Origin of the sequence: Streptomyces sp. NPDC024017, assembly GCF_040638895.1 — a bacterium.
Classification (GTDB): Bacteria; Actinomycetota; Actinomycetes; order Streptomycetales; family Streptomycetaceae; genus Streptomyces.
On sequence record NZ_JBEZYZ010000010.1, the window covers coordinates 57,174 to 82,374 of the forward strand.

Sequence of the window (25,201 nt, forward strand, 5' to 3'; positions counted from 1 at the left end):
AGTCTCACAGGCCGAACTGCAACGCCCGACAAGGGGCGCGGGGAACTGCGCGATCAGCCACACGCGACGCGCAACCGCCGAACCACCGGTCAGATCCGCGGCGGCCGCGCCTCGTACGGCGTCGACAGCACCACCGTCGTCCGCGTGGACACCCCGGCCAACGACCGCAACCGGGCCAGCAGCTCCTCCAGCTCGTGCGGCGTCGCCACCCGCACCTTGAGGATGTAGTTCTCGTCGCCCGCGACACTGTGGCACGCCTCGATCTCGGGCACGCCGGCCAGCCGGTCCGCGATGTCGTCCGGCGCACTCGGATCGAACGGTTTCACCGAGATGAACGCCGTCATCGGCAGCCCCACGGCCTCCGGGTCGACGACCGCGGCATAGCCCCGGATGACACCCCGCTGCTCCAGCCGTCGCACCCGCTGGTGCACGGCCGACGTGGACAGCCCCGTGGCCTTGCCCAGGTCGGTGTAGCTCATCCGCCCGTCCTTGACGAGCAGCTGCACGATCTGTCGGTCCAGCTCCTCCATGGCGCTAGAACCTACAGTGCGGTTGATCTCCTCGGATACCTGAGCAGCCCAGGTCATACCCGCTTCGTGATGTGGCCGGAAGCCGACCGTCAGCCGTCCGGGGGACAAACCCGCCGCAGTGGACACCTGCACGGGGCATGTGACGAACGCCACAGGCCTCGAACAGTCTCCGTGATGTTCTCGTGATTACCGCCCAAGGGGGACGGGAAGTGCTTGCTGTGGTCGAGGCCGCAGTGCCTGATACGGCCCAGCCCGAGGGGGAGAACCCAATGCAGAGTCTTAAGCGCCCTGGTCGCACCGCACCCAAGCGGCAGCAGCTCGTCGTCGAGCCCGAGCCGGAGGGCGTCGAACCCGACGCCTTCGACGACGAACTCGACGCCTACGACACGTTCGAGATGTTCCGGGTCGTCTGCCCGGACTGCGCGCAGCCCATCGCCCTGCTGGCGGACGAGGAGGTTCTGCCGGAGCACGCGCTGTGCGCCTCGCCGTGGAACCCCTTCGGACTCACGGTCTGCGCCGGAACCGGCCGCATGGCCACGGACGCGCGCCCCGCGGACGAGTCCGCGGAACCTCAGGAGCAGGACACCGCCCTCCTGTTGACGCTCCCTCAGGGGCTCGACTGGCGGACCCAGCCTTTCTCGCACGTCGGCGGCCCCGGCTCGCGCCCCATCAGGGTCCCGGTCATGCGCCGCCAGGCGGCCTGAGCGCGGGCCCTTCCCGCCCGCTCGCTCCCGTAGCTGCCCCGCACCACGGCTCGCAGACGGCCGTGGTGCGGTTCAGTGCGCCCGGAGCCGTGCGCGGCACAGAACGAACGCCCGATTCCACCATCCGGTGACCTGTCCGGGCTTTGCCGCGTTGCCCTGGTATGACCCCCATCTCCTCAGCGACCGGGCGTCAGCGCCTCCTGTACGTCCCGCCGCCCGCAGAATCGGTTCGGCCGACTCCGCCCCGCTATCAGGACCCACCGATCTACCGCGACTTGATGCGGACCTGGGCCGAAGGCGGCCGCACCCTGCCGGGTCGGCACGACCCGGAGTGGATGCGGCTCGCGGCCCCTTGGCGGGGCCTCGACCAGTTCAGCGTCCCTCTGGACCCACGAGATGGCGGGCGATGACCATCCGCTGGATCTGATTGGTGCCCTCCACGATCTGCAGCACCTTGGCCTCGCGCATGTAGCGCTCGGCCGGGAAGTCGGCGGTGTAGCCGTAGCCGCCGAGGATCTGCACGGCGTCGGTGGTGACCCGCATCGCCGTGTCGGTGCAGTGCAGCTTGGCCATGGCGGCCTGCCTCGCGAACGGCCGGCCCGCGTCCTTCAGCCGTGCCGCCGCGAGGTAGAGCGCACGGCCCGCCTCGATCTGCGTCGCCATGTCGGCGAGCATGAACCGCAGCCCCTGGAAGTCGGCGATCGGCTTTCCGAACTGGCGCCTTTCGGCCGCGTAGGTCAGCGCCTCGTCGAGCGCGGCCTGCGCCACGCCGATCGCGCACGCGGAGATGCCGAGCCGGCCCGAGTCGAGCGACGACAGGGCGATCGCGAAGCCCTGCCCCTCCTCGCCGATGCGCCGGTCGTCCGAGACGCGGACGCCGTCGAAGTGGACCTGCGCGGTGGGCGAGCCCTTCATGCCCATCTTCTTCTCCGGCACCGCGGCGCTCAGTCCCTCCGCGTCGCCGGGCACCAGGAACGCGCTGATCCCGCGCGGGCCCTCCTCGCCGGTGCGGGCCATCACCGTGTAGAAGTCGGCGATCCCGCCGTGCGTGATCCAGGCCTTGGTGCCGGTGATCACCCATCCGTCGCCGTCCCGCACGGCCTTGGTGCGCAGGGCCGCCGCGTCCGAGCCGGAGTGCGGCTCGGAGAGGCAGTAGGCACCGAGCAGGCCACCGCCGAGCATCGCGGGCAGGTGCTCGATCTGCTGCTCCTTGGTGCCGTACGCGGCGAGCGCGTACGAGGCCAGGGAGTGCACGCTGACGCCGAGACCGACGGTGAGGCGGGCCGCGGCGAGCTCCTCCAGGACCTGGAGGTAGACCTCGTAGGGCTGGTCGCCGCCCCCGTACTCGGAGTCGTACGGCAGGCCGAGCAGGCCGGAGCGCGAGAGCAGGGTGAAGAGTTCGCGCGGGAAGCGGCCGGCGTCTTCCTCCTCGGCCGCCTTCGGGGTGATCTCCTGCTGTGCGATGTCGCGGACGAGCGAGATCAGGTCCCGGGCCTCCTCCGTGGGCAGTTGTCGGTCCACCGGCTGCGGGGCGCGGTCGGGCATGGCGACGCTCTCCTCCCTGTCGGGCACTGGCGGTCGGGCCCATGGGTGGGGGCGGCGCCGCCGGGTCGTTCTGGTGCCTGGCCGATGCTTGCAGTCCCGGGTCTCGGAAGCTGCTGACCAGCGGCTGTGCGCTGTGAGTATGCCCGATCGGAGGCATCTCGTCACCAGTTAACGACCGCTTACTTCAAGAAATGCCCGAGCGCATCCGGAGCGGCGAAATTGGTCCGAACCATTGACCCAACTGGTCTAGTCCTCCTACTGTTTCGCTCCACCGATTCACCGCGTTCATGCCAATCGGCACGCGTTCCCCTCTCCCCACGAGGAGACACCGGATGCACACCCCCCACCGTTCCCGCTTCCGGGCCATCGTGTCCGCGGCCTGTTGCGCCGTCCTCGGCGCCGGTCTGCCGGCCGGCGCGGGCACCTCCGCCACCGCGGCGACCTCGGCTCAGGAGGCCGCCGCCGGTTCGAAGGTCACTCCCGCCGCCAAGGCCGCAGGATCCAAGGTCATCGGGTACTTCACCGAATGGGGCACCTACGACCGCAAGTACTACGTGAAGAACATCGAGACGTCCGGATCCGGCGCCAGGCTCACCCACATCAACTACGCCTTCGGCAACGTCACCGGCGGCAAGTGCGCCATGGGCGACGCCTACGCAGCCACCGACTGGGCCTACACCGCCGCCGAGTCCGTCGACGGCAAGGCCGACACCTGGGACCAGCCCCTGCGCGGCAACTTCAACCAGCTGCGCAAGCTGAAGCAGAAGCACCCGAACCTCAAGGTCCTGTGGTCCTTCGGCGGCTGGACCTGGTCGGGCGGCTTCGGCGAGGCCTCGAAGAACCCGGCCGCCTTCGCCCAGTCCTGCTACGACCTGGTCGAGAATTCCAAGTGGGCCGACGTCTTCGACGGCATCGACATCGACTGGGAGTACCCGAACACCTGCGGCGCCACCTGCGACACCAGCGGCAAGGCGTCCTTCCGGAACCTGATGCAGGCGCTGCGGGCGAAGTTCGGCTCGCGGAACCTCGTCACCGCGGCGATCACCGCCGACGCCACCCCGGGCGGCAAGATCGACGCGGCGGACTACGCGGGCGCCGCCCAGTACGTCGACTGGTACAACCCGATGACGTACGACTTCTTCGGCGCCTGGGACGCCGCCGGCCCGACGGCCCCGCACTCGCCGCTCACCTCGTACTCCGGCATCCCGAAGGCGGACAACCACAGCTCGGCGACCATCGCCAAGCTCAAGGGCCTCGGCATCCCCGCCTCGAAGCTGCTGCTCGGCATCGGCTTCTACGGCCGCGGCTGGACCGGCGTCACCCAGGCGGCTCCCGGCGGCACCGCGACCGGCCCCGCGGCGGGCACGTACGAGCAGGGCATCGACGACTACAAGGTGCTCAAGACCAAGTGCCCGGCGACGGGGACGGTGGCCGGCACGGCGTACGCCAAGTGCGGCAGCAACTGGTGGAGTTACGACACCCCGGCGACCATCGGCACCAAGATGAACTACAAGAACCAGCAGGGCCTGGGCGGAACGTTCTTCTGGGAACTGAGCGGCGACACCGCAGGCGGTGAGCTGATCAAGGCGATCCGGTAGGGCGGAGAGCGGGGCGGGGCGGCGGTCCGGTGACGGCGGACCGCCGCTCCTTGTTCACGCGCCCCGGCGGGCGGGCTGCGGGGCCGGGTGGGCGGGGTCGAGTTCCTCGATCGCGCGCAGGGCGCCACCGAGGGTCTTCACCAGCAGCTCGCGCATGGTGTCGCGCGGCAGTTCGGGGCGGTCGATCCATTCGAGCGTGGCGCCCTCGACGCTGCACACCCAGGCCAGCAGGCCCATCCGCGCCAGCGAGGTGATGTCGACACGGCCGTACGCGCCCTCGGCGATGGTGGTCACGACGGCCTCGCGCACCCCGTCGCGGATGGCGTGCACCTCGGTGTCGAAGCCGACGCCGCCGCTCACGATCGTGCGGTACGCGGCCTGGTTGTGCTCGGCGTAGCGAAGATAGCTGTCGATGGTGCGCTGGACCCGGTCGACCGGGGGCAGTTCGAGACCGCTCGCCGCCAGCGTGATCAGCTCGGTGACCGAGTCCTGGATGATGGCCAGGTAGTAGCCGCGCTTGGACTGGAAGTAGTAGTAGATCAGTCCCTTGGCGACGTGCGCCTGCCGGGCGATGTCGTCCATCGACAGGGCGTCGTAGGACGTGTCGGCGAACAACCTCCGCCCGATGGCGATGAGTTCGGCACGGCGCGCCATCGAGCGCTCGGTGCCGCGGGCCCTGGGGCGCGCGGCAGGCTGGGGGCTGATATTCAATTTCGACCCTGGTCTCAACGGGCGGGGCGGGACCTCCGCAGTATGGCAGGCCTCACCCCCCGGAAGCGGGTCAGGTCACAGCAGCCCGAGCTGGGTCACGAGCATCGCGACGACCATCACGAGGGCCCAGCCCATGACGTGCTCGACGATCTTCGGGCCGTCGTCCTGAGGGCCGCCGGTACGGACGCGTGGGGCGGTGGCTGAGTGCGCTGTCATGGCTTCTCGCTGGGTCGGTGGTGCGGACGGACTCCCCCCGGAGTTCTGTCCACCTTGCCACCGGGAGTGGCTTTTGCGGCCGAGAGCTTGGTCACACGCGTACGCCCACGGCCGCCAGCGCCGTGCGCTGGGCCGCACTCGGACGCGCCGGGAAGTACAGGTAGCAGACGCCGCCGGTGCCCGAGACGACCTTGCCGGAGGCGTTGTACCGCTTGGTCCTGAGCCAGATGTTCTCCCACTCGCGCCGCCGGTAGACGCGCCGTACGGCCTCGTTGCTCTCCGAGGCCGGGTCGTTGGCGATCACGTCGCCGTCGGCGGTGAAGCCGACGACGGTCATGAGGTGCCCGGCGGTGCCGTACCCGGCACCGGTCAGCTCCTCCTTCAGGAACGACTGGGACGTTATGGCCGGGATCCCCGCGGCGATCAGCGTCTCGAGTTCGGTGAGCGAGCCGAGCCGGGTGACGACGCCCTGGAGGTCCTTGAACGTGGCCGCGTACGCGGCGTTGAACGGCCAGTTGCCGCAGCCCGCGTACTGGTAGTCGTAGGTGAACCGGGCCGCGTGGCACACCTGCGGGTCGGCGTACGCGGGATCGACCCACTCCAGCTGCCCCTCGGTGAGCCTGCCGCCCCAGTACTCGATGATCATCTGGGAGGACGTCGGGCTGCACCAGGCCTCGCCGCCGTTGTCGTACTCGGGGTACTGACCCTTGTGGGTCTCCTGCGAGTAGCGCGGTACGGCCAGCTCCTTCGCGAGGCCGGGTGCGGACGCCGGGACGGTGAACCGGTCGGGCACGTCCGAGCCCATGGCGCCGAGCCGCCACACCGTGGGCGTGGCCTTGGTGCCGGGCTTGCGGTACAGGGTCAGGCGCAGCCGGTACGAGGCCAGGCGCAGGCCGCCCGACGGGTCGTCGATCGCCAGGGTGTCGGTCCAGACGGTGCTCTTGTCGTCGCTCTGGTCGTCGACCGAGGTGCGCCGGATGTCCTGGTCGCCGGCTGCCCAGCGGCCCATCACGTACCAGGGGGTGCTGGTGCCGTCGGTGTAGGTGCCCTTGATCTCGACCTGGATCCAGGTGCCGGCGGGGGTGCGCGCGTTCCAGGAGACGATCGCCTCGGTCGCGGGGACGGCGAGCCGGTGGACGGGGGACGTCCAGGTGCCGTAGTCCCACGAGGCGGTGGTGCCGGTGTGCGGATCCGTGTAGTCGGCGGTTCCGGCGGGCTTCGCGATCACCAGGCCCGGGCGGGTGCCCGCGACGGCCCGGGTGCCCTTGGCGGTGCCGCCGTACCAGTCGCCGTAGGAGACCCAGGCCCGGTTGTCGACGGTGCGGGCCGGGACCACCCGGGCGGGGTCTGCGGTGTCGGTCGTCACGGGGACCTCGGGGTCGGCGGCCGCCGGACCCGCGCCCGCGGTGACGGCGGCGGCGACCGCGGCGGCCAGGACGGTTCTGCGGGACGGCTGTTCGGCTCTGCGCATGGCGGGGACCCCCGGATGTCGGAGTCGGGCAGGGGCGGGGCAGGTCCGCGCACGGTCGGTCGCATCCGTGCGTGCGCCACATATGAGCACAGCACGCCGTGTCGTGCCAGCACTTCGACGCGTGCCGCGCCCACCAATATTGGCGTCGACCAGTGGCACCCGCGGAGGACCCCGTCGTTAGAGTGCTGAGCGAGATGAATCCGTCCTTCCGCCCCGCACCGGGCCCCGCCGTCCGCGACCTGGCCGCCCGGGTCCGCCGCCTCTCCCCCTCCTGCGGCCCGGTCCGGCTCGTCGGCGTCGACGGGCACGCCGGGTCCGGAAAGAGTACGTTCGCCGAGCAGTTGGCCGCGGCGCTGGACGGTGCGCCGGTGCTGCGCCTCGACGACATAGCCAGTCACGACGCGCTCTTCGACTGGACCGGGCGGCTGCTGGACCAGGTGATCGAACCGCTCTCCCACGGCCGGACCGGCCACTACGCCCCTTACGACTGGCGGGCCCGCCGCTTCGGCCCGCCACGACCACTGCCGCCCGTTCCGGTGCTCCTCGTGGAGGGCGTCGGCGCGGGACGCCGGGCACTGCGCTCCCACCTGGCCCTGCTGCTGTGGATGGAGCTGCCGCGCGAGGAGGCCTGGGCGCGGGGGCGGTCGCGGGACGGGGAGGAGCAGCGGGAGTTCTGGAACGGATGGGTTCCGGCAGAGCGCCGGCATTTCGCAGACGACCCCTCGCGACCGTTCGCCGACCTTCTGGTGCGGCAGCGAGACGAGGGATATGAGGTACTGCCGGGACCTGCTGGGACCGTTGGACCGGACCAGCCCCTCACGCACGGTGACGGACCGCCCGCAGTGTGCTGAACTTGTGAAGGGCCTTGCGGGGCAACTTGCCGGAGTGCTTCAACTCGGCTTGACCGTTGGGCCGGACAGGTCTTACGTTCTCAATGTGCGGCATCGGAGCCGCCCACAGACGCGAAGCCCCCGGTTGTTCCCCCGTGATCGGGGGCTTCGTTCTGTCTTCTTCCGGTTTTCCGGCCGCCGCGGGGTGCCGAGCGCTCACCCTGGGTCACCGTCCGCGCGTGCGCCGCATCCGCTCCCACCTCGCCGAACGGCCCGTGCGGCACCCTACGGGGGCGCCGCTCCCGCAGGTACGATGCCCTCGTTGCGACCTACGGACGGTTGCTTCGCGCACTGTGCAACTCCGGTCCGTGGCACAGCGGTTCGAGCAGGGCAGCCGGCTGGGGGACGGCTCGTTGGCATACCGACGGGGGCACGGTTTGTGGGGGACGTGATGGACTTCGGCACGCAGGGCCCTCAGGCCCCGGCCGACCTCGCATGGCTGCGAGGCGTGGACGCCTACACCATGGGCGCGTATCCGCAGGCGGAGGAGGAGTTCCGCGCCGCCGTGCGGATGGACTCCGGGATGGCCGACGGCTGGCTCGGGCTGCACGCGCTGCGCGTCGACACGGCGACCGCGCTGCTGCGGATGTTCCGGCACCGGGACCGCTTCGGGGAGCAGCGCTCCCGCTACCGCCGTACGCTCAACTCCTGGTACTGGCTCGGCTGGTGGGTGCAGCCCGTGCTGGAGAGCCCCCGCGATCTGCTGCTCGCGCACGCCTCCCACTGGCTGGACGGCCGCCACGTCCCCGAGCTGGACCGGGCCCTCGCCGGGCTGCCGCCCGTGGACACCGACCACCAGGTCCGCTTCCTGCACTCCTGCCGCGCCTATCTGGTCAAGGACTGGGAGCAGCTGGTCCGCCACACCGATCCGCTGCTCGACGATCCGCTGCTCGGCATCGAGGCGGGTCTGTTCGGCGGCATGGCCCGGGTCCGCCTGGAGATGTACGGCCAGGCCGAGCCCCTGCTGTCCGCCGCGCTGATGCGCTGCCGCAGCGAGCAGCCCCAGCGCAAGGAGCTGCGTTACTGGCTGGCCCGGGCGCACGAGGGCACCGGCCGCAGCGCCGCCGCGCTCCCCCTGTACCGGGCCGTGCACCGCGTCGACCCGGCCTTCATGGACACTTCCGCCCGGCTCGCCGCCATCGCCGAGGGCGACGGATACGACGACGTCACGGACCTCGCGGCGATCACGCTCACCGGCGCGGGCCAGGACGCCGTGGACGGGCCGGACGGGTTCGATCCGCTCTTCGGCATCGAGGGGCGCGACCTGAGGCTGCCCGACCTCGAGCCGCCGATCGCTCCCCTGCCGCCGGTGACCGTCCCGCCGGTCCGCGAGAGGTCCGGGCCCACGCCCTCCCTGCCCGCCGGGCCGACCGACCCGGCGTTACTGGAGGAGGCACTCGCCGAGCTCGAGCGCATGGTGGGTCTGGAGCCGGTGAAGCGCCAGGTCAAGGCGCTGTCGGCGCAGCTGAACATGGCCCGGCTGCGGGCCGGGCAGGGTCTTCCGGTCCAGCCGCCGAAACGCCACTTCGTCTTCTCCGGCCCCTCCGGCACCGGCAAGACCACCGTCGCCCGCATCCTCGGCCGCGTCTTCTACGCCCTCGGGCTGCTCGGCGGCGACCATCTCGTGGAGGCCCAGCGGGCCGATCTGGTCGGCGAGTACCTCGGGCAGACGGCCGTGAAGGCGAACGAACTGATCGACTCGGCCCTCGGGGGCGTCCTCTTCGTCGACGAGGCCTACTCGCTGTCCAACTCGGGCTACGGCAAGGGCGACGCGTACGGCGACGAGGCCCTGCAGGTGCTGCTGAAGCGCGCGGAGGACAACCGCGACCATCTCGTGGTGATCCTGGCCGGCTACCCGGAGGGCATGGACCGTCTGCTCGCCGCGAACCCGGGGCTGTCGTCCCGTTTCACCACCCGCGTCGACTTCCCCTCGTACCGTCCGCTCGAACTCACCGAGATCGGCAAGGTGCTCGCCGCCGAGAACGGCGACCTGTGGGACGACGAGGCCCTCGACGAGCTGCGGTCCATCGCGGGACATGTGGTGGACCAGGGGTGGCTCGACGAGCTGGGCAACGGGCGGTTCCTGCGGACGCTGTACGAGAAGAGCTGCGCGTACCGGGATCTGCGGCTGTCGGTGTATCCCGGAGTGCTGGGGCGGGACGATCTGGCGACCCTGCGGCTGCCGGATCTGATGCAGGCGTACGGAGAGGTCTTGTCTGGGCGGGGGCCGCAGGATCCGTCGGCCAGGTGAGTTCGTCGGCCGCGGGTCGGTGGGGGCTGGTCGCGCAGTTCCCCGCGCCCCTGAGTGAGTGCCCTGAAGGCCGGTCGAGCTGCACCCACCTGTCTGGGGCGCGGGGAACCTCGCGACCGGCCCCCACGCGCCCGCAGCTACGGTGCTAGGTCGCCAGCACCTCTTCACCGGACCTCGGCTCGGTCAGCCGCACCTCGTGCACCTCACGATGCGCGGGATCCCGCACCTCCCCCACCAGCAGCTCCAGCACGTCCTCCAGCGCGACCAGCCCGAGGACCTTCCCGGACCCGTCGGCCACCTGGGCCAGGTGCGTCGCCGCCCGCCGCATCACCGTCAGCGCGTCGTCGAGCGGCAGCTCGGACCGCAGGGTCGTCATGGGACGCCACAAGTGCTGTGGGACGGCCCGGTCCGAGTCCTCCAGGTCGAGGACGTCCTTGACGTGCAGGTAGCCCATGAACGCGCCCTGGTCCGCGGCGACCGGGAACCTGGAGTAACCGGTACGGGCCGTGAGCTCGACGATCCGCCCGGGGGTGACCGACGGGCTGACCGTCACCAGGGACTCCCGCTTCAGCAGGACGTCCGTCACCGGGCGGGAGCCCAGCTCCAGGGCGTCCTCGAGGCTTTCGGCCTCCTCGGGGTCGAGCAGGCCGGCCTGGCCGGCGTCCTCCACCAGCCGGTTGAGCTGCTCGCTGGTGAAGACGGCCTCGACCTCGTCCTTGGGCTCGACGTGGAAGAGCCGCAGGATGCCCTGCGAGACCGCGCCGAGGGCGGCGGTGATGGGCTTGCAGAAGCGCGCGAACCAGACCAGGCCGGGGCTCAGCCACAGCGCGGCCTTCTCCGGCGCCGCCATCGCCAGGTTCTTCGGGACCATCTCGCCGATGACGAGGTGGAAGAAGACCACGGCGGCGAGGGCGATGACGTAGGTCAGCGGATGGATCATGCCTTCCGGCAGGTGGATCCGCTCGAAGACCGGCTCGAGCAGATGCGCGACCGTCGGTTCGGCGACCGCGCCGAGGGTCAGCGAGCAGACCGTGATGCCGAACTGGGCCGCCGCCATCATCTGCGGCAGCCGCTCCAGCCCGTAGAGGACCTGCCGGGAGCGGGCGGTGCCGAGCGGTTCGATCTGGCTGCGGCGTACCGAGACGAGCGCGAACTCGGCACCGACGAAGAAGCCGTTGGCGAGCACGAGCAGCGCGGCGAAGAGAAGCTGGAGCACGCTCATCGGACGGCCTCCGCCATGGAGACCACCGGGGCCGTCCGCACGAGCCGGACCCGTTCCGCGCGGTAGTGGCCGACCTGGCGCACCGAGAGCCGCCAGCCGGGCAGCTCCGCCTTGTCACCGACGGCCGGGATCCGGCCCAGCAGGTCGGCGATCAGGCCCGCGACCGTCTCGTACGGTCCCTCGGGCACGTCGAGGCCTATGCGCTGCAGGATGTCGACCCGGCAGCTGCCGTCGACGTCCCAGGCGGGCCTGCCGTCCTCCGGCGGCACGGCGGCCAGCTCGGGCAGGTCGTGTCCGTCGTGTTCGTCGCGGACCTCGCCGACGATCTCCTCGACGATGTCCTCCAGCGTGACCACACCGGCGGTGCCGCCGTACTCGTCGACGACGACCGCGATGGGCTGCTCGCTGCGCAGGCGGGTGAGGAGCGGCCGTACGGGCAGCGTCTCGGGGACGAGCAACGCCGGGCGGGCGATGTGGCCTACGGGGGTGCGCAGCCGGTCCTGGACGGGCACGGCGAGGGCGTCCTTGAGGTGGGCCATGCCGACGACCTCGTCGATCTTCTCCCGGTAGACCGGGAAGCGGGACAGGCCGGTGGCGCGGGTCAGGTTGACGACGTCCTCGGCGGTGGCGGAGGACTGCAGGGCGCTGACCTTCACGCGCGGCGTCATCACGTGCTGCGCGGTGAGCTCGCCCAGCGACAGGGTCCGGACGAACAGGTCGGCCGTGTCCTGCTCCAGGGCGCCGGCCCGGGCCGAGTGGCGGGCCAGGGAGACGAGTTCGCCGGGGGTGCGGGCGGAGGCCAGCTCCTCGGCGGGTTCGAAGCCCAGGGCGCGCACGAGCCGGTTCGCGACGGCGTTGAGGCCGGCGATGACCGGGCGGAACAGCCGGGCGAAGACATGCTGCGGGCCCGCGACGAAGCGCGCGACCTGCAGCGGCCTGGACACCGCCCAGTTCTTGGGCAGGAGCTCGCCGATCACCATCTGCACGGCGGAGGCCAGCAGCATGCCGACCACGACCGTGACACCGGAGACGGCTCCCTCGGGAACGCCGATCGCGGTGAACGGGCCGTGCAGCAGCTCGGCGAGCGCCGGTTCGGCGAGCATGCCGACGACGAGCGAGGTGATGGTGATGCCGAGCTGGGTGCCGGAGAGCTGGAAGGACAGTTCCTTGAGCGATTCGACGACACGGTGGGCGCGCCGGTCGCCCTCGGCGGCGGCCTTCTCGGCCTCGGGCCGCTCGACCGTCACCAGTCCGAACTCGGCCGCCACGAAGAATCCGTTGGCGAGAATCAGCAGGAACGCGGCTGCCAGGAGCAGCAGGGGGGTGGTCATGATGCCGCCGCCTCCGCACGGTCGCGGACTGGGTCCGCGCTATGTCGGCAGGGGGCGGCGCAGGTACTGCAGGACGATCCGTCCATCGCCGGAGGGGGTCACTCCTCGGTTAGCAGGAGCCTCTGCGCACCGGTCGGGCAGCAGAGGCGGAGGCGCATCCATCACGCCTCCGCCACCAGATTAATCAAGACACGGCCCGGTGCGGCAGTGGCGACCGCCCGGAGGATCCCCCGAGTCAGCCCTGATGCCGCTCGGGGCCCGCTCCGGAGTGGGCCTCGGCGAGCGCCCGCAGGGCCCGGGCATCGGCGATCGCACGCTGCTTGGCCAGGCCCGGCTGGATGCCCAGAGCAGGCAGGCTGGTGCCGTCGCTGAGGTTGAGGAACACCCAGGGGTCGCCGGGCCGGAGGGTCACCTGGAGGATCTCCGCCCACTCCAGCCGGCGCTTGTTCGTGAGATTGACGACAGTGACGCCGTCTTCGTCGACGACGACCTTGGGACGCGCCAGGAGGAGCAGGACGGCGTCCAGCAGGAGCGCCGTGAAGATGAAGCTGACGCGCTCGCCGGGGCTGAGCTGCTTCAGCAGCATCGCGACCGCCGTGATCACCACGAAGATGGCGACGGCCGCGGTGAGCAGCACCACGCGGGTGCTGCCCGGCCGGAATGTGACGGGCAGAGGGGGCAGATCGGACATCGGATCGCGCCTCTCAGAGACGGCAGGCGTGGATGGCCGTGGTCAGGATGGCCCGGGCGCCGATGTCGTACAGGTCGTCCATGATCCGCTGGGCTTCCTTGGCCGGGACCATCGCGCGGACGGCGACCCAGCCCTCGTTGTGCAGCGGGGAGACGGTCGGGGACTCCAGACCGGGCGTGAGGGCGACGGCCTTCTCCAGCTGCTCGACGCGGCAGTCGTAGTCCATCATCACGTAGGTCCGGGCGACCAGGACGCCCTGGAGGCGGCGCAGGAACTGCTGCACCTTGAGGTCGTCGGCGTCCGCGCCGGTGCGGCGGATCACGACGGCCTCGGACTGCATGATCGGCTCGCCGGCGACCTCCAGGCCCGCGTTGCGCAGCGAGGTGCCGGTCTCGACGACGTCGGCGATGACCTGGGCGACGCCGAGCTGGATGGCGGTCTCGACGGCGCCGTCGAGGTGCACGACGGAGGCGTCGATGCCGTGCTCGGCGAGGTGCGCCGCGACGATGCCCTCGTAGGAGGTGGCGATCGTCTTGCCCGTGAGGTCCGCCAGGCCGCTGATCGTGCCGGGCTTGGTGGCGTAGCGGAAGGTGGAGCGGGCGAAGCCGAGGGCGAGGATCTCCTCGGCTTCGGCGCCGGAGTCGATGAGCAGGTCCCGGCCGGTGAGGCCGATGTCCAGCTGCCCGGAGGCGACGTAGATCGCGATGTCGCGGGGGCGGAGGTAGAAGAACTCGACCTCGTTCACCGGGTCGACGATCCGCAGTTCCTTGGACTCCCGGCGCTGCTGGTAGCCGGCCTCATGCAGCATCTCCGCCGCAGGGCCGGACAGGGAACCCTTGTTGGGGACGGCGATGCGCAGCATGAGGTCGGCTTCCTTTGCGTGGTGTCGTACGGGAACGGGGTGCGGCTTACAGGTGGGCGTAGACGTCGTCGAGGGAGATGCCGCGGGCGACCATCATCACCTGGACGTGGTACAGCAGCTGCGAGATCTCCTCGGCGGCTGCCTCCTTGCCCTCGTACTCGGCGGCCATCCACACCTCGGCGGCCTCTTCGACGACCTTCTTGCCGATGGCGTGGACGCCCTTCTCGACCAGTTCTGCGGTGCGGGAAGTGGCGGGATCGCCCTGGGCGGCCTTGTGCTGGAGCTCGGTGAAGAGCTCCTCGAACGTCTTCTTGGACATGGTGACGCTCAGCCTATGCCACACGCGCCGTCCGTCAGCGCCAGGGTTCGGATACTGAGCGGAGGGTGGCCGCGGTCGCCACCGCCGCCGTCACCGCCTCGTGCCCCTTGTCCTCGTTCGAGCCCTCGATGCCGGCCCGGTCCAGGGCCTGCTCCTCGGTGTCGCAGGTCAGCACGCCGAAGCCGACGGGGACGCCGGTGTCGACGGAGACCTGGGTGAGGCCCTGGGTCACGCCCTGGCACACGTACTCGAAGTGGGGGGTTCCGCCGCGGATGACGACGCCGAGGGCGACGATCGCGTCGTAGCCGCGGCCCGCGAGGACCTTGGCGACGACCGGGAGCTCCCAGCTGCCGGGGACCCTGAGCAGGGTCGGCTCGTCGATGCCGAGGTCGTGCAGGGCGCGCAGGGCGCCGTCGACCAGACCGTCCATCACCTTCTCGTGCCACTGTGCCGCGATGACGGCGACCCGGAGGTCACCCACATTGCGTACGGACAGTTCCGGTGCACCCTTGCCGCTCACGTCTCTCCTCTGTGCTCTCTTACTGGTTGCCGCAGGCCGGCACGGTGGTCGTGTCCAGCCAGGGCAGGTCGTGGCCCATCCGGTCCCGCTTGGTGCGCAGGTAGCGGAGGTTGTGCTCGCCGGCGCTCACGGGCATCGGCACACGGGCCTTGACCGCGATGCCGTGGCGGACGAGCGCGTCGGTCTTGTCGGGGTTGTTGGTCAGCAGCCGGACACTCCGCACGCCGAGGTCGGCGAGGATCTGCGCACCGGCGGCGTAGTCGCGGGCGTCGGCCGGCAGGCCGAGTTCGAGGTTGGCGTCGAGGGTGTCGCGGCCGCGCTCCTGGAGTTCGTAGGCGCGCAGCTTGGACATCAGGCCGATGCCGCGGCCCTCGTGTCCGCGCAGGTAGACGACGACGCCCCGGCCCTCGTCCTGGATGCGGGCGAGGGAGGCGTCCAGCTGGGGGCCGCAGTCGCAGCGGGCCGAGCCGAAGACGTCGCCGGTGAGGCATTCGGAGTGGACGCGGACGAGGACGTCCTGGCCGTCGCCGATCTCGCCGTGCACGAGGGCGACGTGCTCGACACCGTCGACGGTGGAGCGGTAGCCGAACGCGGTGAAGGTGCCGTGGGCGGTGGGCAGTTGGGTCCTGGCCTCGCGGCGGACGGTGGGCTCGCTGCTGCGGCGGTAGGCGATCAGGTCCTCGATGGAGATGATCGTCAGGCCGTGCTTGCGGGCGAAGGGGATCAGCTCGGGCAGGCGCAGCATGGTGCCGTCCTCGCCGGCGATCTCGACGATCGCGCCGGCCGGGCGCAGGCCCGCGAGGCGGGCGAGGTCGACGGCGGCCTCGGTGTGGCCGTTGCGGGTGAGGACCCCGCCCGGCCGGGCGCGCAGCGGGAAGATGTGGCCGGGGCGGACGAAGTCCTCGGGACCGGAGACGCCGTCGGCGAGCAGCTGGAGCGTGGTGGCGCGGTCGGAGGCGGAGATGCCGGTGCTCACGCCGTGTGCGGCGGAGGCGTCGACGGAGACCGTGAACGCGGTCTTCATCGACTCGGTGTTGTCCTCGACCATCTGCGGGAGCTTCAGCCGGTCCAGCTCGTCGCCCTCCATGGGGGCGCAGATCAGGCCGCGGCACTCACTCATCATGAAGGCGACGATCTCGGGGGTCGCCTTCTCGGCGGCGATGACGAGGTCGCCCTCGTTCTCCCGGTCCTCGTCGTCGACGACCACGACGGGGCGGCCGGCCGCGATGTCGGCGATCGCCTGCTCGACGGGGTCGAGCGCGAAGCTCTCGACGTCGTCGGTGCCGTACAGGACAGTTGCGGCGTTCATGCCGGCGCTCCTTCCAGGGTGGGCTGCGTGGCCTGACGCGAGCGCAGCCACCAGTCGCGCAGGCCCCACAGGACGAGCGCGCCGTAGATGACGTAGACGAAGCCGGAAAAGGCGTAGCCGTTGGCGAAGTTGAGGGGCACGCCGACGAGGTCGACGAGCAGCCAGGCGAACCAGAACTCGACCATGCCGCGCGCCTGGGCGTACATGGCGACGATGGTGCCGACGAAGATGTAGGCGTCCGGCCAGGGGTCCCAGGACAGGGTCGGGTACGCCTTGAAGAGCAGCGCCACCGCGACCGTGCCCGCGGCGGCCGCCGCGGCCATCACCGCGCGCTCGCGCCAGGTGGCGAACCGGACGGCGATGTGGCCGTCCTCGCCCTGCCCCTTGCCGCGCTGCCACTGCCACCAGCCGTAGACGGCGACGAGCACGACGACCGCCTGCTTGCCCGCGCTGCCGGTCAGATGGCCGAAGAAGGCGCCGAAGAGGATGAGTCCGGCCAGGAACTGCACGGGCCAGGTCCAGATGGAGCGCCGCCAGCCGAGGGCGAGGGCGGCCAGGCCGAAGAGGTTGCCGACCATGTCGGACCAGAGGATGTGCTGGCCGAAGAGGACGAACGCCTCTGAGTTCAGCGAGTTCACCGGGTCGCCCCCTGCGCACGATCGCCCAGCATCCGCTCGACGTACTTGGCGATGACGTCCACTTCGAGGTTGACCGGGTCGCCGGGCTGCTTGTGTCCGAGCGTGGTCAGGTCGAGGGTGGTGGGGATGAGGCTGACGGTGAAGTGGTCGGGGCCGGCGTCGACGACGGTGAGGCTGATGCCGTCGACGGTGATGGAGCCCTTCTCGACCACGTACCGGGTGAGGTCCGCGGGGAGGGAGATCTTGACGATCTCCCAGTGCTCGGAGGGCTTGCGCTCCAGGATCTCGCCGGTGCCGTCCACATGGCCCTGCACGATGTGCCCGCCGAGGCGTTCGCCGACGGCCATGGGGCGTTCGAGGTTGACGCGGGAGCCGGCCTTGAGGGCGCCGAGGCTGCTGCGGTTCAGGGTCTCGGCCATGACGTCGGCGGTGAATTCGTCGCCCTCGTGGTCGACGACCGTCAGGCAGACGCCGTTCACCGCGATCGAGTCGCCGTGCTTGGCGCCTTGGGTGACGACCGGTCCTCGCAGGCGGAAGCGACAGGCGTCGTCGAGGGTCTCGACGGCGGTGACCTCGCCCAGCTCTTCGACGATTCCGGTGAACACTTCCCGGGTCCTCCTGCCTCTTCGGGCACGGACTCCGGGGCTGTCGATGACGACAGAAGATACGAGCAGGAACACCGGGGACGACGCCGGACGGAGCCCGTCACGAGGACGGACTTCTTCGGCGGCGCGCACGAATGCCCGCTCGCCGCGCACTGCCTCCCATCCGGACTTTAACCGTCGGTCCAGGAATTTCACCTGGTCAACCGGTCGCTGGAGGCGACCGGGTCGCGGACTGTAACCGCCGGTTCGGACTTTCACCGACCCCGGAGTGCGCTGCTACTGGTACAGGGCCAGTGTGCCACGCCTGATCGACATGCAAAGGGGAGGAGTGTGTGGGCTGCCTCACAGACGGTGCCTCCGTCATTCCCCAGCGCGACGAGTGCTCCAACTCCCGCACCGGTGGACTCCCTTGAGGTCCCACATTGGTACACACCTATTGACGATGTGGTCTAGTCCTTTCTAGGGTCAACGCCTGGCTCGGCTCAACCCCACTGACCGGCCCGGCGGCGGTGACGACGGCCCTTGCCCGCCGTCGGGCCTTCCCACGCCGTGCGCACGGCGCTCTGGCAGGGTGAGTCGTATGACCACGACGATCGCCGACGAGTTCGAGATCCACCGGCGCCGGATGTTCTCGCTCGCCTACCGGCTGCTGGGCTCCGCCGAGGAGGCCGAGGACGCGGTCCAGGACACGTATCTGCGCTTCAGCGGAGCCGACCGGGCCGGGATCGAGCAGCCGGCGGCCTGGCTCGCCAAGGTCGTCACGAACCTCTGCCTGAACCGGCTGACCTCCGCGCGGGCCCGCCGCGAGCAGTACGTCGGGACCTGGCTGCCCGAGCCGGTGGTCACCGGGGACGGCACGCTCGGGCCCTTGGAGTCGGCCGAGCAGCGGGACGCCGTGTCGATGGCGATGCTGGTGCTGCTGGAGCGGCTGACACCGACCGAGCGGGCGGTGTACGTGCTGCGGGAGGCGTTCGGGTACGGGCACCGGGAGATCGCGGGGGTGCTGGATCTGAGCGAGGCCAACTGCCGCCAGCTGTACCGGCGGGCCGCGCAGCGGGTGGGTGAGCCGCAGGCACGGTTCGAGCCCGCGTCCGAGCAGCAGGAGGAACTGGTCACGTCGTTCATCACTGCGGCCCGCGAGGGTGACCTGGCCGGGCTGGAGAAGCTGCTCGCGACCGAGGCGACGTGGTGGAGCGACGGCGGCGGCAAGGTCACCGCAGCGCGGTGGCCGATCGAGGGCGGGCAGAGGATCGCCCACTTCCTGGCGGGCGGGGGCCCGAAGTTCGCGGCGGGCCTGGACTTCACGCCGGTGGAGGTCAACGGGGCGACCGGGCTGGCCACCTGGGCCGGCGACACCCTGGTGGGGCTGGCGGCGTTCGAGGTGCGCGACGGGCTGGTCACGGGGGTGCGGGCCGTGGTGAACCCGGAGAAGCTGGCGTTCGCGCGGCGTCAGCTCACCCGGGCGTAGGACCGCCGGGCGCGTCTGTCACATTCCGCAGGGGGTGTTCGGTCCTAGCTGGCGTGGGGCGCTCCGTCCGGGAGCGCCGGGCGTCGGAAGGGACTGAACAGCATGACCACGATCCTGGTGACCGGCGGTACCGGAACGCTCGGCCGGCTCGTCGTCGAGCGGCTGCGCGCGGACGGGCACGAGGTGCGGGTACTCAGCCGGCACAGTGAGCCGTACGCGGTCGATCTGCGCAAGGGCGGTGCCGGGCTGGACGCGGCGGTCGCCGGTGTGGACACGATCGTGCACTGCGCGTCGTCGCAGAAGGGCGATGAGGAGGCGGCGGCGAACCTGATCAGGGCCGCACGCGGGGCGCGTGTGCCCCACCTCGTGTACGTCTCCATCGTCGGCGTCGACCGGGTGCCGTTCCGCTACTACAAGAGCAAGCTCGCGGTGGAGAGGCTCGTCGAGGAGTCGGGGCTCGGCTGGACCGTGCTGCGGGCGACCCAGTTCCACGACCTGCTGGTCATGATGCTCCAGGGGCTGTCGAAGCTGCCGGTGCTGTTCCTGCCGGCCGGCCTTCGGGACCAGCCGGTCGAGGTCGCCGAGGTCGCGGACCGGCTGGCCGAGCTGGCGGCGGGTGTGCCTGCGGGGCGGGTCGAGGACATGGGCGGGCCCGAGGTGCGGACGTTCGAGTCGCTGGCCCGCGCGTATCTCAAGGCGACCGGGCGACGGCGGGCGGTGGTGAACGTGCCGCTGTGGGGGGCGGCGTACCGGGGCTTCCGGAGCGGGGGGCATCTGACGCCGGAGCGGGCCGTGGGCACGGGGTCGTTCGAGGAGTACCTGGCGAGGCGGTTCGGGAGCGGTCAGGTGCGGGCGGAGAGCGGGCGGAGCGGGGAGCGTCGGCCGGGGGCGTAGGCACGGCACAGGGGCGGAGCGGGAAACAGTGGCCAAGGGGCCCAGACACCCGGGCGGAGCCGGAAACAGCGGCCACGGGCCCAGGCACCCGGGTGTGACAGCCAGGGCGTCGCTCCCTACCAACCCGGGGACGGCTGCGGCAACCGCTCCCCCGGCGTGAACAGTTCCTCCTGGGCGCGGTCCCGAGCCGTCAGCAGCGCGCCGCGCAGGACCGCGCCGCCACCCAGGGCGGTCGTACGTACCTCCGTCGGCAGCGGTGTCATCCGGGCGATGCGGTCCCGCACGCGTGCGGCGAGTTCCTCGCCGCCGGCCTCACCGACCTCACCCCCGAGCACCACGCACCCGGGGTCCAGGATCGCGACCACCGACGCGACTCCGACGGCCAACCGATCGGCGAGGGCGTCGAGGAAACGGGCGGCGGGCGGGTGCTCCTCGGGGGATCCGGGCACCGGACCGGCCGCGGCTCCCTCCTCCCGGATCTGGGCCACCGCCCCCCGCACCACACCGGCCGCCGCCCGCACGACCCCCACCTGCGACACCCCCTGCCCCGGCTCCACCGGCACCCCGTACTCGGCGGCGAGCTCCACGACCGCCGCCGACGAGGCCAGCGAATGGAAGCCGCCCTCGCAGTCCGTCGAGGACGGCAGCGCGGTGGTGCCCGGGACGGGAAGGAAGCCGATCTCGCCGGTGCCGCCGGAGGCGCCGCGCCGGAGGGCGCCGTCGAGGACGACGGCCGCTCCCGTTCCGTGGCCCAGCCACAGCAGGACGAACGTGTCCCGGTCCCGGGCCGCCCCGTCGCGCTGCTCGGCCACCGCCGCGAGGTTGGTCTCGTTCTCCACGCTGACGCGGGCCTCGGGCAGGCGCTCCTGGAGGGTGGCGACGAACCGGCGGTGCCACTCCGGCAGCCCGGTGGAGTCGCGGAGTTCGCCGCTGGACGGGTCGATCAGGCCGGGCGCCCCGATCCCCACGGTGTGCAGGCGGCCGGCACCGGCCTCCTTCGCCACGTGCTCGACCAGCGTGACCGCCTGCTCCACGGCGGGGCCGGTCCCCGTGTCGCCCCCGATGGGCACCGACGCCTCGGCCAGCACCCGCCCGACCAGGTCCGCGACGGCCACGGAGACGCCTTCGGTGCGGACGTCGAGGGCGGCCAGGTGCGCCCGGTCGGCGACGATGCCGTAGACCTTCGCGTTGGGGCCGCGCCGCTGCTCCCCCGCTTCGCCGACGACCGCGATCAGTCCGGCGGCGGTGAGGCGTTCGACGAGGTCGGCGACGGTCGGCCGGGACAGACCGGTCAGCTGCTTCAACTGCCCTGCCGTCAACGGGCCTTCCTGCTGGAGCAGACGCAGGGCGAGCCGGTCGTTGATGACCCGGGCGGTGCTCGGGGATGCGGGCATGCCGGGATCCTTCCAGATCGGCGGGCCGTCGGCCGTGGCCCGCCGGTAAACCCTCTTATTATCAGGCAGGGTTCCTGATAGTTTACGCCCGCACCGGACACGAGCACGGCAGAGACCTGGAGGGGGACCGCAGAATGGGCAACGTGGTCGACGAACAGCGCGAGGTGAAGCGGTCCCGGTACGCCGTGGCCGCCGTCTTCGCCGTGCACGGCGCCGTGACCGGCTCGTTCGCGACCCGGGTGCCGTGGATCCAGGACCACGCGGACGTGAGCGCGGGCCAGTTGGGGATCGCGCTCGCCTTCCCCGCGCTCGGCGCGTCCGTGGCGATGCCTCTCGCCGGCAGCATCAGCCACCGCTTCGGTGCCCGCAACGCGCTGCGCGGGCTGATCGCCCTGTGGACGCTGTCGCTGGTCCTGCCGTCCCTCGCCCCGAACCTCATGACGCTCTGCCTGGCCCTGTTCACCTACGGCGCGACGGCGGGCATGGCGGACGTGGCGATGAACGCGCTGGGTGTCGAGGTCGAGAACCGTCTCGGCCGGTCGATCATGTCCGGCCTGCACGGCATGTGGAGCGCGGGCGCCCTGATCGGCTCGGCGGCCGGCACGCTCGCCGCGCACCTCGGCTCGGACGCCCGGCTGCACCACGTCCTGGCCGCCGGGGTCCTCACCGTCGTCGGCGTGCTGTCCTGCCAGTGGGTGCTCGACCTGCAGCCCGCCGAGGACGAGGAGCCGCCGCCGCGCTTCGCGCTGCCGCCCCGCTCGGCGCTGCTCATCGGCGCGATCGGGTTCTGCGCGGTGTTCGCGGAGGGCGCCAGCCTGGACTGGTCGGCGGTCTATCTGCGCGAGCAGCTGGAGACCTCGGCCGGACTCGCGGCGGCGTGCACGACGGGCTTCACTCTGACCATGGCCGTCGCCCGGCTTGCCGGTGACAGGGTCGTGGACCGCTTCGGCGCCGTGCGGACCGTGCGGGCGAGCGGTGTGTTCGCCGTCCTCGGCGGGCTGCTGATCGTCGTCGCGGACCATCCGGCGGTGGCCATGAGCGGGTTCGCGCTGATGGGGCTCGGCATCGCCGTCGTGGTGCCGCTGTGCTTCGCCGCGGCCGGCCGCAGCGGGTCCAACCCGAGTCTGGCCATCGCGGGCGTGGCGACCATCACCTACACCTCGGGCCTGATCGCGCCGAGCGCGATCGGCATGCTGGCGCAGGCGACCAGCCTGATGGTGTCGTTCTGCCTGGTCACCGCGCTGTCGTGCGGCCTGGTGGCGTTCGCGGGCGTGCTCCGCCCCGGCGAGCGGACGAAGATCGGCCGGACGGACGCGGCGGTCCCCGACCCGCGGCCCTGAACGGACCCGCCCCCGTCATCAGCACGGTGGGCGCACCCCGACAATGGTCCGGACACTCGCACGCTCGACGAAAGCGAAACCGCACCATGGATCTCGGCGTCCGCTGGAAACTGCACGGCGACGGACGCACCCCGGCGCCCGGCGCGGTGGTCCGCCCCGACGAGCGGCTCTCCTGGCCCCGCACGGCCGGACTCGGCGCCCAGCACGTGGTGGCCATGTTCGGCGCGTCCTTCGTGGCCCCGGTCCTGATGGGCCTGGACCCGAACCTCGCGATCATGATGTCGGGCGTCGCGACCGTCGTGTTCCTGCTCGCTACCCGCGGCAGCGTGCCCAGCTACCTGGGCTGCTCGCTGTCCTTCGTCGGCGTGGCGGCGGTCATCCGGGCGCAGGGCGGCAGCAGCGCGACCGTGACCGGAGCGGTGTTCGTCGTCGGGGGCGCGCTGTTCCTGGTGGGGCTCGCCGTGCGGCGGTTCGGGGCGCGGATCATCCACGCCGCGATGCCGCCGGTCGTGACCGGCGCCGTGGTGATGCTGATCGGCTTCAACCTGGCGCCGGTGACGGCCTCGACGTACTGGCCGCAGGACCAGTGGACGGCCCTGCTGGTGATGCTGTTCACCGGTCTGGCGGTCGTCTGTCTGCGGGGCTTCTGGTCCCGGATCGCGATCTTCCTGGGACTGGTCTTCGGGTACGGCATCTCCTGGGTGTTCGACCTCGTCTTCGGCAAGATCCACTCGGTGGACGCGAGCGGCAAGCTGACCGACCACTGGCGGCTCGACCTCTCCGGCGTGGGCCGGGCCGACTGGATCGGGCTGCCGACCCTGCACGCCCCGTCCTTCGAGTGGTCGGCGATCCTGGTCGCCCTGCCGGTCGTCATCGCACTGGTCGCGGAGAACGCCGGGCACGTGAAGGCGGTCGGTGAGATGACCGGCGACTCGCTGGACGACAAGCTCGGCACGGCGATCGCGGCCGACGGCGTCGGCTCGATGCTGTCCACCGCGGTCGGCGGCCCGCCCAACACCACGTACTCCGAGAACATCGGCGTGATGGCCGCGACCCGCGTGTATTCGACGGCCGCGTACTGGGCCGCGGCCGGCTTCGCCCTGCTGTTCGGCATCTGCCCGAAGTTCGGCGCGGTCGTGGCGGCGATCCCGGGCGGCGTGCTCGGCGGCATCACCGTCATCCTCTACGGCATGATCGGCCTGCTCGGCGCGCAGATCTGGCTCAACGCCAAGGTGGATCTGCGCAATCCGCTGAACCTGGTCCCGGCCGCCGCGGGCATCATCATCGGCGTCGGCAACGTCTCCATGAAGTTCACGGACACGTTCTCGCTGAGCGGCATCGCCCTCGGCACGGTGGTCGTCATCACCGGCTACCACGCCCTGCGGGCCTTCGCCCCGGCCCACTTGAAGACGCAGGCGCCGCTGCTGGACGAGGGCACCTCCTCCTACGACGACGCCAAGTCGTAGGCGTACGACGCCGTGAACGTCCCCGGCCTGCCCTTGCAGCCGTCCGACTCCCCCGGCAGCTTCACCCACAGGTAGGCGTCGATCCGGGACTCACCGGTGCTCAGGGTCGGGGTCCGGCCGAGCCCCCGGCCCGCCGGGTCGCACCACTCGCCGTCGGCCGGGGCGCCGTTGCCGTTGCGGCTGGTGTCGATGACGGCGCCGAGGCCGGCCGGGCCGCCGAGCGCGTCGAGGACCCGCCGGTCGTAGGCGACCTCGTCGGCGGTGGTGTGGAAGTTGGAGACGTTGCTGAAGATGCCGTCGGAGGACTCGGGCGAGGCGGCGCCCGCCTGCCTGAGCCAGGCCGCCTGTCGGCCGGGCGCGTTCCAGCCCGAGTGCCCCGCGTCGAAGTACACACGGGCCCGGGGGTTGGCGGCCTTCAGCACGCGGCCGGCCCGGGCCAGGGAGGCGAAGCGGTCCGCGCGTTCACCGGCGGAGAGGCACGCGGACTGGGCGACCGAGTCCGGCTCCAGGACGACGATGACCTCGCCGGAGCCCAGCCCGGCCGCGAACCGGTCGATCCAGGCGTCGTAGGCGTCCAGGTCGGGCGCCCCGCCCTGGGAGTGGCCGCCGCAGTCCCGGCCGGGAACCGCGTACGGCACGACGACCGGCACCCGGCCCAGCGCGGCACCGCCCGACGTCACCGCGGCGACCCGGGCGGTGACGGTCTGCGGTGAGTAGTCGGCGAACCAGACGGCCGCGGGCTGCTCGGCGATACGGGACGCGATGACCGCGTGCCGGGGGTCGCCGGAGTGGGAGCGGACCCAGTCGAGCACCTGGGAGTCGGGGTGGCGGTAGAGCCGTCCGGCCGCGGTGCTGGTGCGCTCCGGCCTCTTGGCGGTCCTCGACGGCGTGGGGCTCTGCGTCCGTCGCGCGGACGGAGAGGGCGAGGGGGAAACGGACTCGGTGGTGGCCGGCGCGGACGGCGACGGCACGGCCGGCAGGGGCGCCAGGCGGGGCGAGGCCGACACCTCGGGGGGCCGGGCCTGGTCCGGGGCCCGTTTGTCGTCGAACGCGGACAGGACGCCCGCGACCGCGCCGGCGGCGACCACGACGGAGGCCGCCACGACCATCGCGCCGCGCCGGGCGGCGCGCCTGCGCCCGGCCCTGCGGGCGGCCAGGCGTTGCGCACGCGAGCCTGACACGGTGCTGCTCCCCCTCCCCCTGCGGCGGGCGGTGTTCCCCCGTTT

At 71.6% G+C, this 25,201-nt stretch carries 24 protein-coding genes and 1 riboswitch; of the genes, 8 read left to right on the top strand and 16 right to left on the bottom strand.

Annotated features, from left to right (window positions below; genetic code table 11):
* Positions 1-89: 89 nt before the first annotated feature.
* Positions 90-530 carry an Lrp/AsnC family transcriptional regulator gene (locus tag AB0G20_RS26325; RefSeq protein WP_004002750.1) on the bottom strand — a complete coding sequence of 147 codons (441 nt, stop codon included), beginning with the start codon at positions 528-530 and terminating at the stop codon, positions 90-92.
* Positions 531-799: 269 nt separating this feature from the next.
* Between AB0G20_RS26325 and AB0G20_RS26330 the strand changes: the two genes are divergently transcribed.
* Entirely contained in the window at positions 800-1,234 is a 435-nt protein-coding gene (locus AB0G20_RS26330) for a hypothetical protein (RefSeq protein WP_361306624.1), read from the top strand.
* A gap of 372 nt (positions 1,235-1,606) precedes the next feature.
* On the opposite strand, the gene AB0G20_RS26335 is transcribed toward AB0G20_RS26330, so the two are convergent.
* Complete coding sequence (locus AB0G20_RS26335; protein WP_361306625.1) at positions 1,607-2,779, bottom strand: acyl-CoA dehydrogenase family protein; 1,173 nt, start codon at positions 2,777-2,779, stop codon at positions 1,607-1,609.
* Between the two features lie 332 nt (positions 2,780-3,111).
* Between AB0G20_RS26335 and AB0G20_RS26340 the strand changes: the two genes are divergently transcribed.
* Positions 3,112-4,377, top strand: coding sequence for a glycoside hydrolase family 18 protein (locus tag AB0G20_RS26340; RefSeq protein ID WP_361306626.1), 1,266 nt, complete (start codon positions 3,112-3,114; stop codon positions 4,375-4,377).
* 54 nt (positions 4,378-4,431) lie between these two features.
* Here the strand turns inward: AB0G20_RS26340 and AB0G20_RS26345 are convergent, their stop codons facing one another.
* The 3 genes from AB0G20_RS26345 to AB0G20_RS26355 all read right to left on the bottom strand — a co-directional run bounded on the left by AB0G20_RS26345 (position 4,432) and on the right by AB0G20_RS26355 (position 6,775).
* Positions 4,432-5,088, bottom strand: a complete 657-nt coding sequence (locus tag AB0G20_RS26345; protein ID WP_361306627.1) for a TetR/AcrR family transcriptional regulator — start codon at positions 5,086-5,088, stop codon at positions 4,432-4,434.
* A gap of 75 nt (positions 5,089-5,163) precedes the next feature.
* Positions 5,164-5,304 carry an SCO1431 family membrane protein gene (locus tag AB0G20_RS26350; protein WP_361306628.1) on the bottom strand — a complete coding sequence of 47 codons (141 nt, stop codon included), beginning with the start codon at positions 5,302-5,304 and terminating at the stop codon, positions 5,164-5,166.
* 91 nt (positions 5,305-5,395) lie between these two features.
* On the bottom strand, positions 5,396-6,775 hold the full coding sequence (locus AB0G20_RS26355; RefSeq protein WP_361306629.1) for a peptidase C39 family protein: 1,380 nt from the start codon (positions 6,773-6,775) through the stop codon (positions 5,396-5,398).
* 194 nt (positions 6,776-6,969) lie between these two features.
* Between AB0G20_RS26355 and AB0G20_RS26360 the strand changes: the two genes are divergently transcribed.
* A complete protein-coding gene (locus AB0G20_RS26360) occupies positions 6,970-7,626 on the top strand; it encodes a hypothetical protein (protein WP_361306630.1) in 657 nt (218 codons plus the stop codon).
* A 430-nt stretch (positions 7,627-8,056) separates the two neighbouring features.
* Positions 8,057-9,916, top strand: coding sequence for an AAA family ATPase (locus AB0G20_RS26365; protein WP_361306631.1), 1,860 nt, complete (start codon positions 8,057-8,059; stop codon positions 9,914-9,916).
* Between the two features lie 145 nt (positions 9,917-10,061).
* Here AB0G20_RS26365 and AB0G20_RS26370 read toward each other — a convergent pair whose 3' ends face one another.
* From AB0G20_RS26370 to AB0G20_RS26410, 9 genes are all read right to left on the bottom strand, one after another.
* Positions 10,062-11,138: a hemolysin family protein gene (locus AB0G20_RS26370; protein ID WP_361306632.1), complete on the bottom strand. Its 1,077-nt coding sequence runs from the start codon at positions 11,136-11,138 to the stop codon at positions 10,062-10,064.
* Positions 11,135-12,469, bottom strand: a complete 1,335-nt coding sequence (locus tag AB0G20_RS26375) for a hemolysin family protein (RefSeq protein WP_361306633.1) — start codon at positions 12,467-12,469, stop codon at positions 11,135-11,137. Before AB0G20_RS26375 ends, AB0G20_RS26370 begins: the two co-directional genes overlap by 4 nt.
* Before the next feature lie 235 nt (positions 12,470-12,704).
* Entirely contained in the window at positions 12,705-13,160 is a 456-nt protein-coding gene (locus tag AB0G20_RS26380; protein ID WP_361306634.1) for a PH domain-containing protein, read from the bottom strand.
* Between the two features lie 13 nt (positions 13,161-13,173).
* Positions 13,174-14,022 (bottom strand): ATP phosphoribosyltransferase, encoded by an 849-nt coding sequence (gene hisG, locus AB0G20_RS26385; RefSeq protein ID WP_248508267.1) that lies wholly within the window; start codon positions 14,020-14,022, stop codon positions 13,174-13,176.
* Positions 14,023-14,068: 46 nt separating this feature from the next.
* Positions 14,069-14,341 carry a phosphoribosyl-ATP diphosphatase gene (locus AB0G20_RS26390; RefSeq protein WP_003988914.1) on the bottom strand — a complete coding sequence of 91 codons (273 nt, stop codon included), beginning with the start codon at positions 14,339-14,341 and terminating at the stop codon, positions 14,069-14,071.
* Between the two features lie 34 nt (positions 14,342-14,375).
* A complete protein-coding gene (ribH, locus tag AB0G20_RS26395; protein WP_030038615.1) occupies positions 14,376-14,861 on the bottom strand; it encodes a 6,7-dimethyl-8-ribityllumazine synthase in 486 nt (161 codons plus the stop codon).
* A 19-nt stretch (positions 14,862-14,880) separates the two neighbouring features.
* The gene (locus AB0G20_RS26400; protein ID WP_361306635.1) at positions 14,881-16,170 is read right to left on the bottom strand and encodes a bifunctional 3,4-dihydroxy-2-butanone-4-phosphate synthase/GTP cyclohydrolase II; all 1,290 of its coding nucleotides are present in this window, start codon (positions 16,168-16,170) and stop codon (positions 14,881-14,883) included.
* Positions 16,167-16,808, bottom strand: a complete 642-nt coding sequence (locus AB0G20_RS26405) for a nicotinamide mononucleotide transporter family protein (protein ID WP_361306636.1) — start codon at positions 16,806-16,808, stop codon at positions 16,167-16,169. The genes AB0G20_RS26400 and AB0G20_RS26405 overlap by 4 nt, the downstream gene beginning before the upstream one ends.
* The gene (locus tag AB0G20_RS26410; protein WP_361306637.1) at positions 16,805-17,413 is read right to left on the bottom strand and encodes a riboflavin synthase; all 609 of its coding nucleotides are present in this window, start codon (positions 17,411-17,413) and stop codon (positions 16,805-16,807) included. Before AB0G20_RS26410 ends, AB0G20_RS26405 begins: the two co-directional genes overlap by 4 nt.
* 145 nt (positions 17,414-17,558) lie before the next feature.
* Positions 17,559-17,689, bottom strand: a riboswitch (FMN riboswitch).
* 304 nt (positions 17,690-17,993) lie between these two features.
* On the opposite strand from AB0G20_RS26410, the gene AB0G20_RS26415 reads away from it, so the two are divergent.
* Together AB0G20_RS26415 and AB0G20_RS26420 are read left to right on the top strand one after the other, a co-directional pair.
* The gene (locus tag AB0G20_RS26415) at positions 17,994-18,881 is read left to right on the top strand and encodes an RNA polymerase sigma-70 factor (RefSeq protein WP_361306638.1); all 888 of its coding nucleotides are present in this window, start codon (positions 17,994-17,996) and stop codon (positions 18,879-18,881) included.
* A gap of 102 nt (positions 18,882-18,983) precedes the next feature.
* Positions 18,984-19,775 carry an NAD(P)H-binding protein gene (locus tag AB0G20_RS26420; RefSeq protein ID WP_361306639.1) on the top strand — a complete coding sequence of 264 codons (792 nt, stop codon included), beginning with the start codon at positions 18,984-18,986 and terminating at the stop codon, positions 19,773-19,775.
* Positions 19,776-19,891: 116 nt separating this feature from the next.
* Here the strand turns inward: AB0G20_RS26420 and AB0G20_RS26425 are convergent, their stop codons facing one another.
* A complete protein-coding gene (locus tag AB0G20_RS26425; RefSeq protein ID WP_361306640.1) occupies positions 19,892-21,169 on the bottom strand; it encodes an ROK family transcriptional regulator in 1,278 nt (425 codons plus the stop codon).
* Between the two features lie 134 nt (positions 21,170-21,303).
* Here AB0G20_RS26425 and AB0G20_RS26430 point away from each other — a divergent pair, with 134 nt between their 5' ends.
* Together AB0G20_RS26430 and AB0G20_RS26435 are read left to right on the top strand one after the other, a co-directional pair.
* Positions 21,304-22,509 (top strand): MFS transporter, encoded by a 1,206-nt coding sequence (locus tag AB0G20_RS26430; RefSeq protein ID WP_361306641.1) that lies wholly within the window; start codon positions 21,304-21,306, stop codon positions 22,507-22,509.
* Between the two features lie 86 nt (positions 22,510-22,595).
* Entirely contained in the window at positions 22,596-23,975 is a 1,380-nt protein-coding gene (locus AB0G20_RS26435; RefSeq protein ID WP_361306642.1) for a solute carrier family 23 protein, read from the top strand.
* On the opposite strand, the gene AB0G20_RS26440 is transcribed toward AB0G20_RS26435, so the two are convergent.
* The gene (locus AB0G20_RS26440; RefSeq protein ID WP_361306870.1) at positions 23,954-25,084 is read right to left on the bottom strand and encodes a glycoside hydrolase family 6 protein; all 1,131 of its coding nucleotides are present in this window, start codon (positions 25,082-25,084) and stop codon (positions 23,954-23,956) included. The two genes, AB0G20_RS26435 and AB0G20_RS26440, sit on opposite strands and share 22 nt — an antisense overlap.
* Positions 25,085-25,201: the final 117 nt, after the last annotated feature.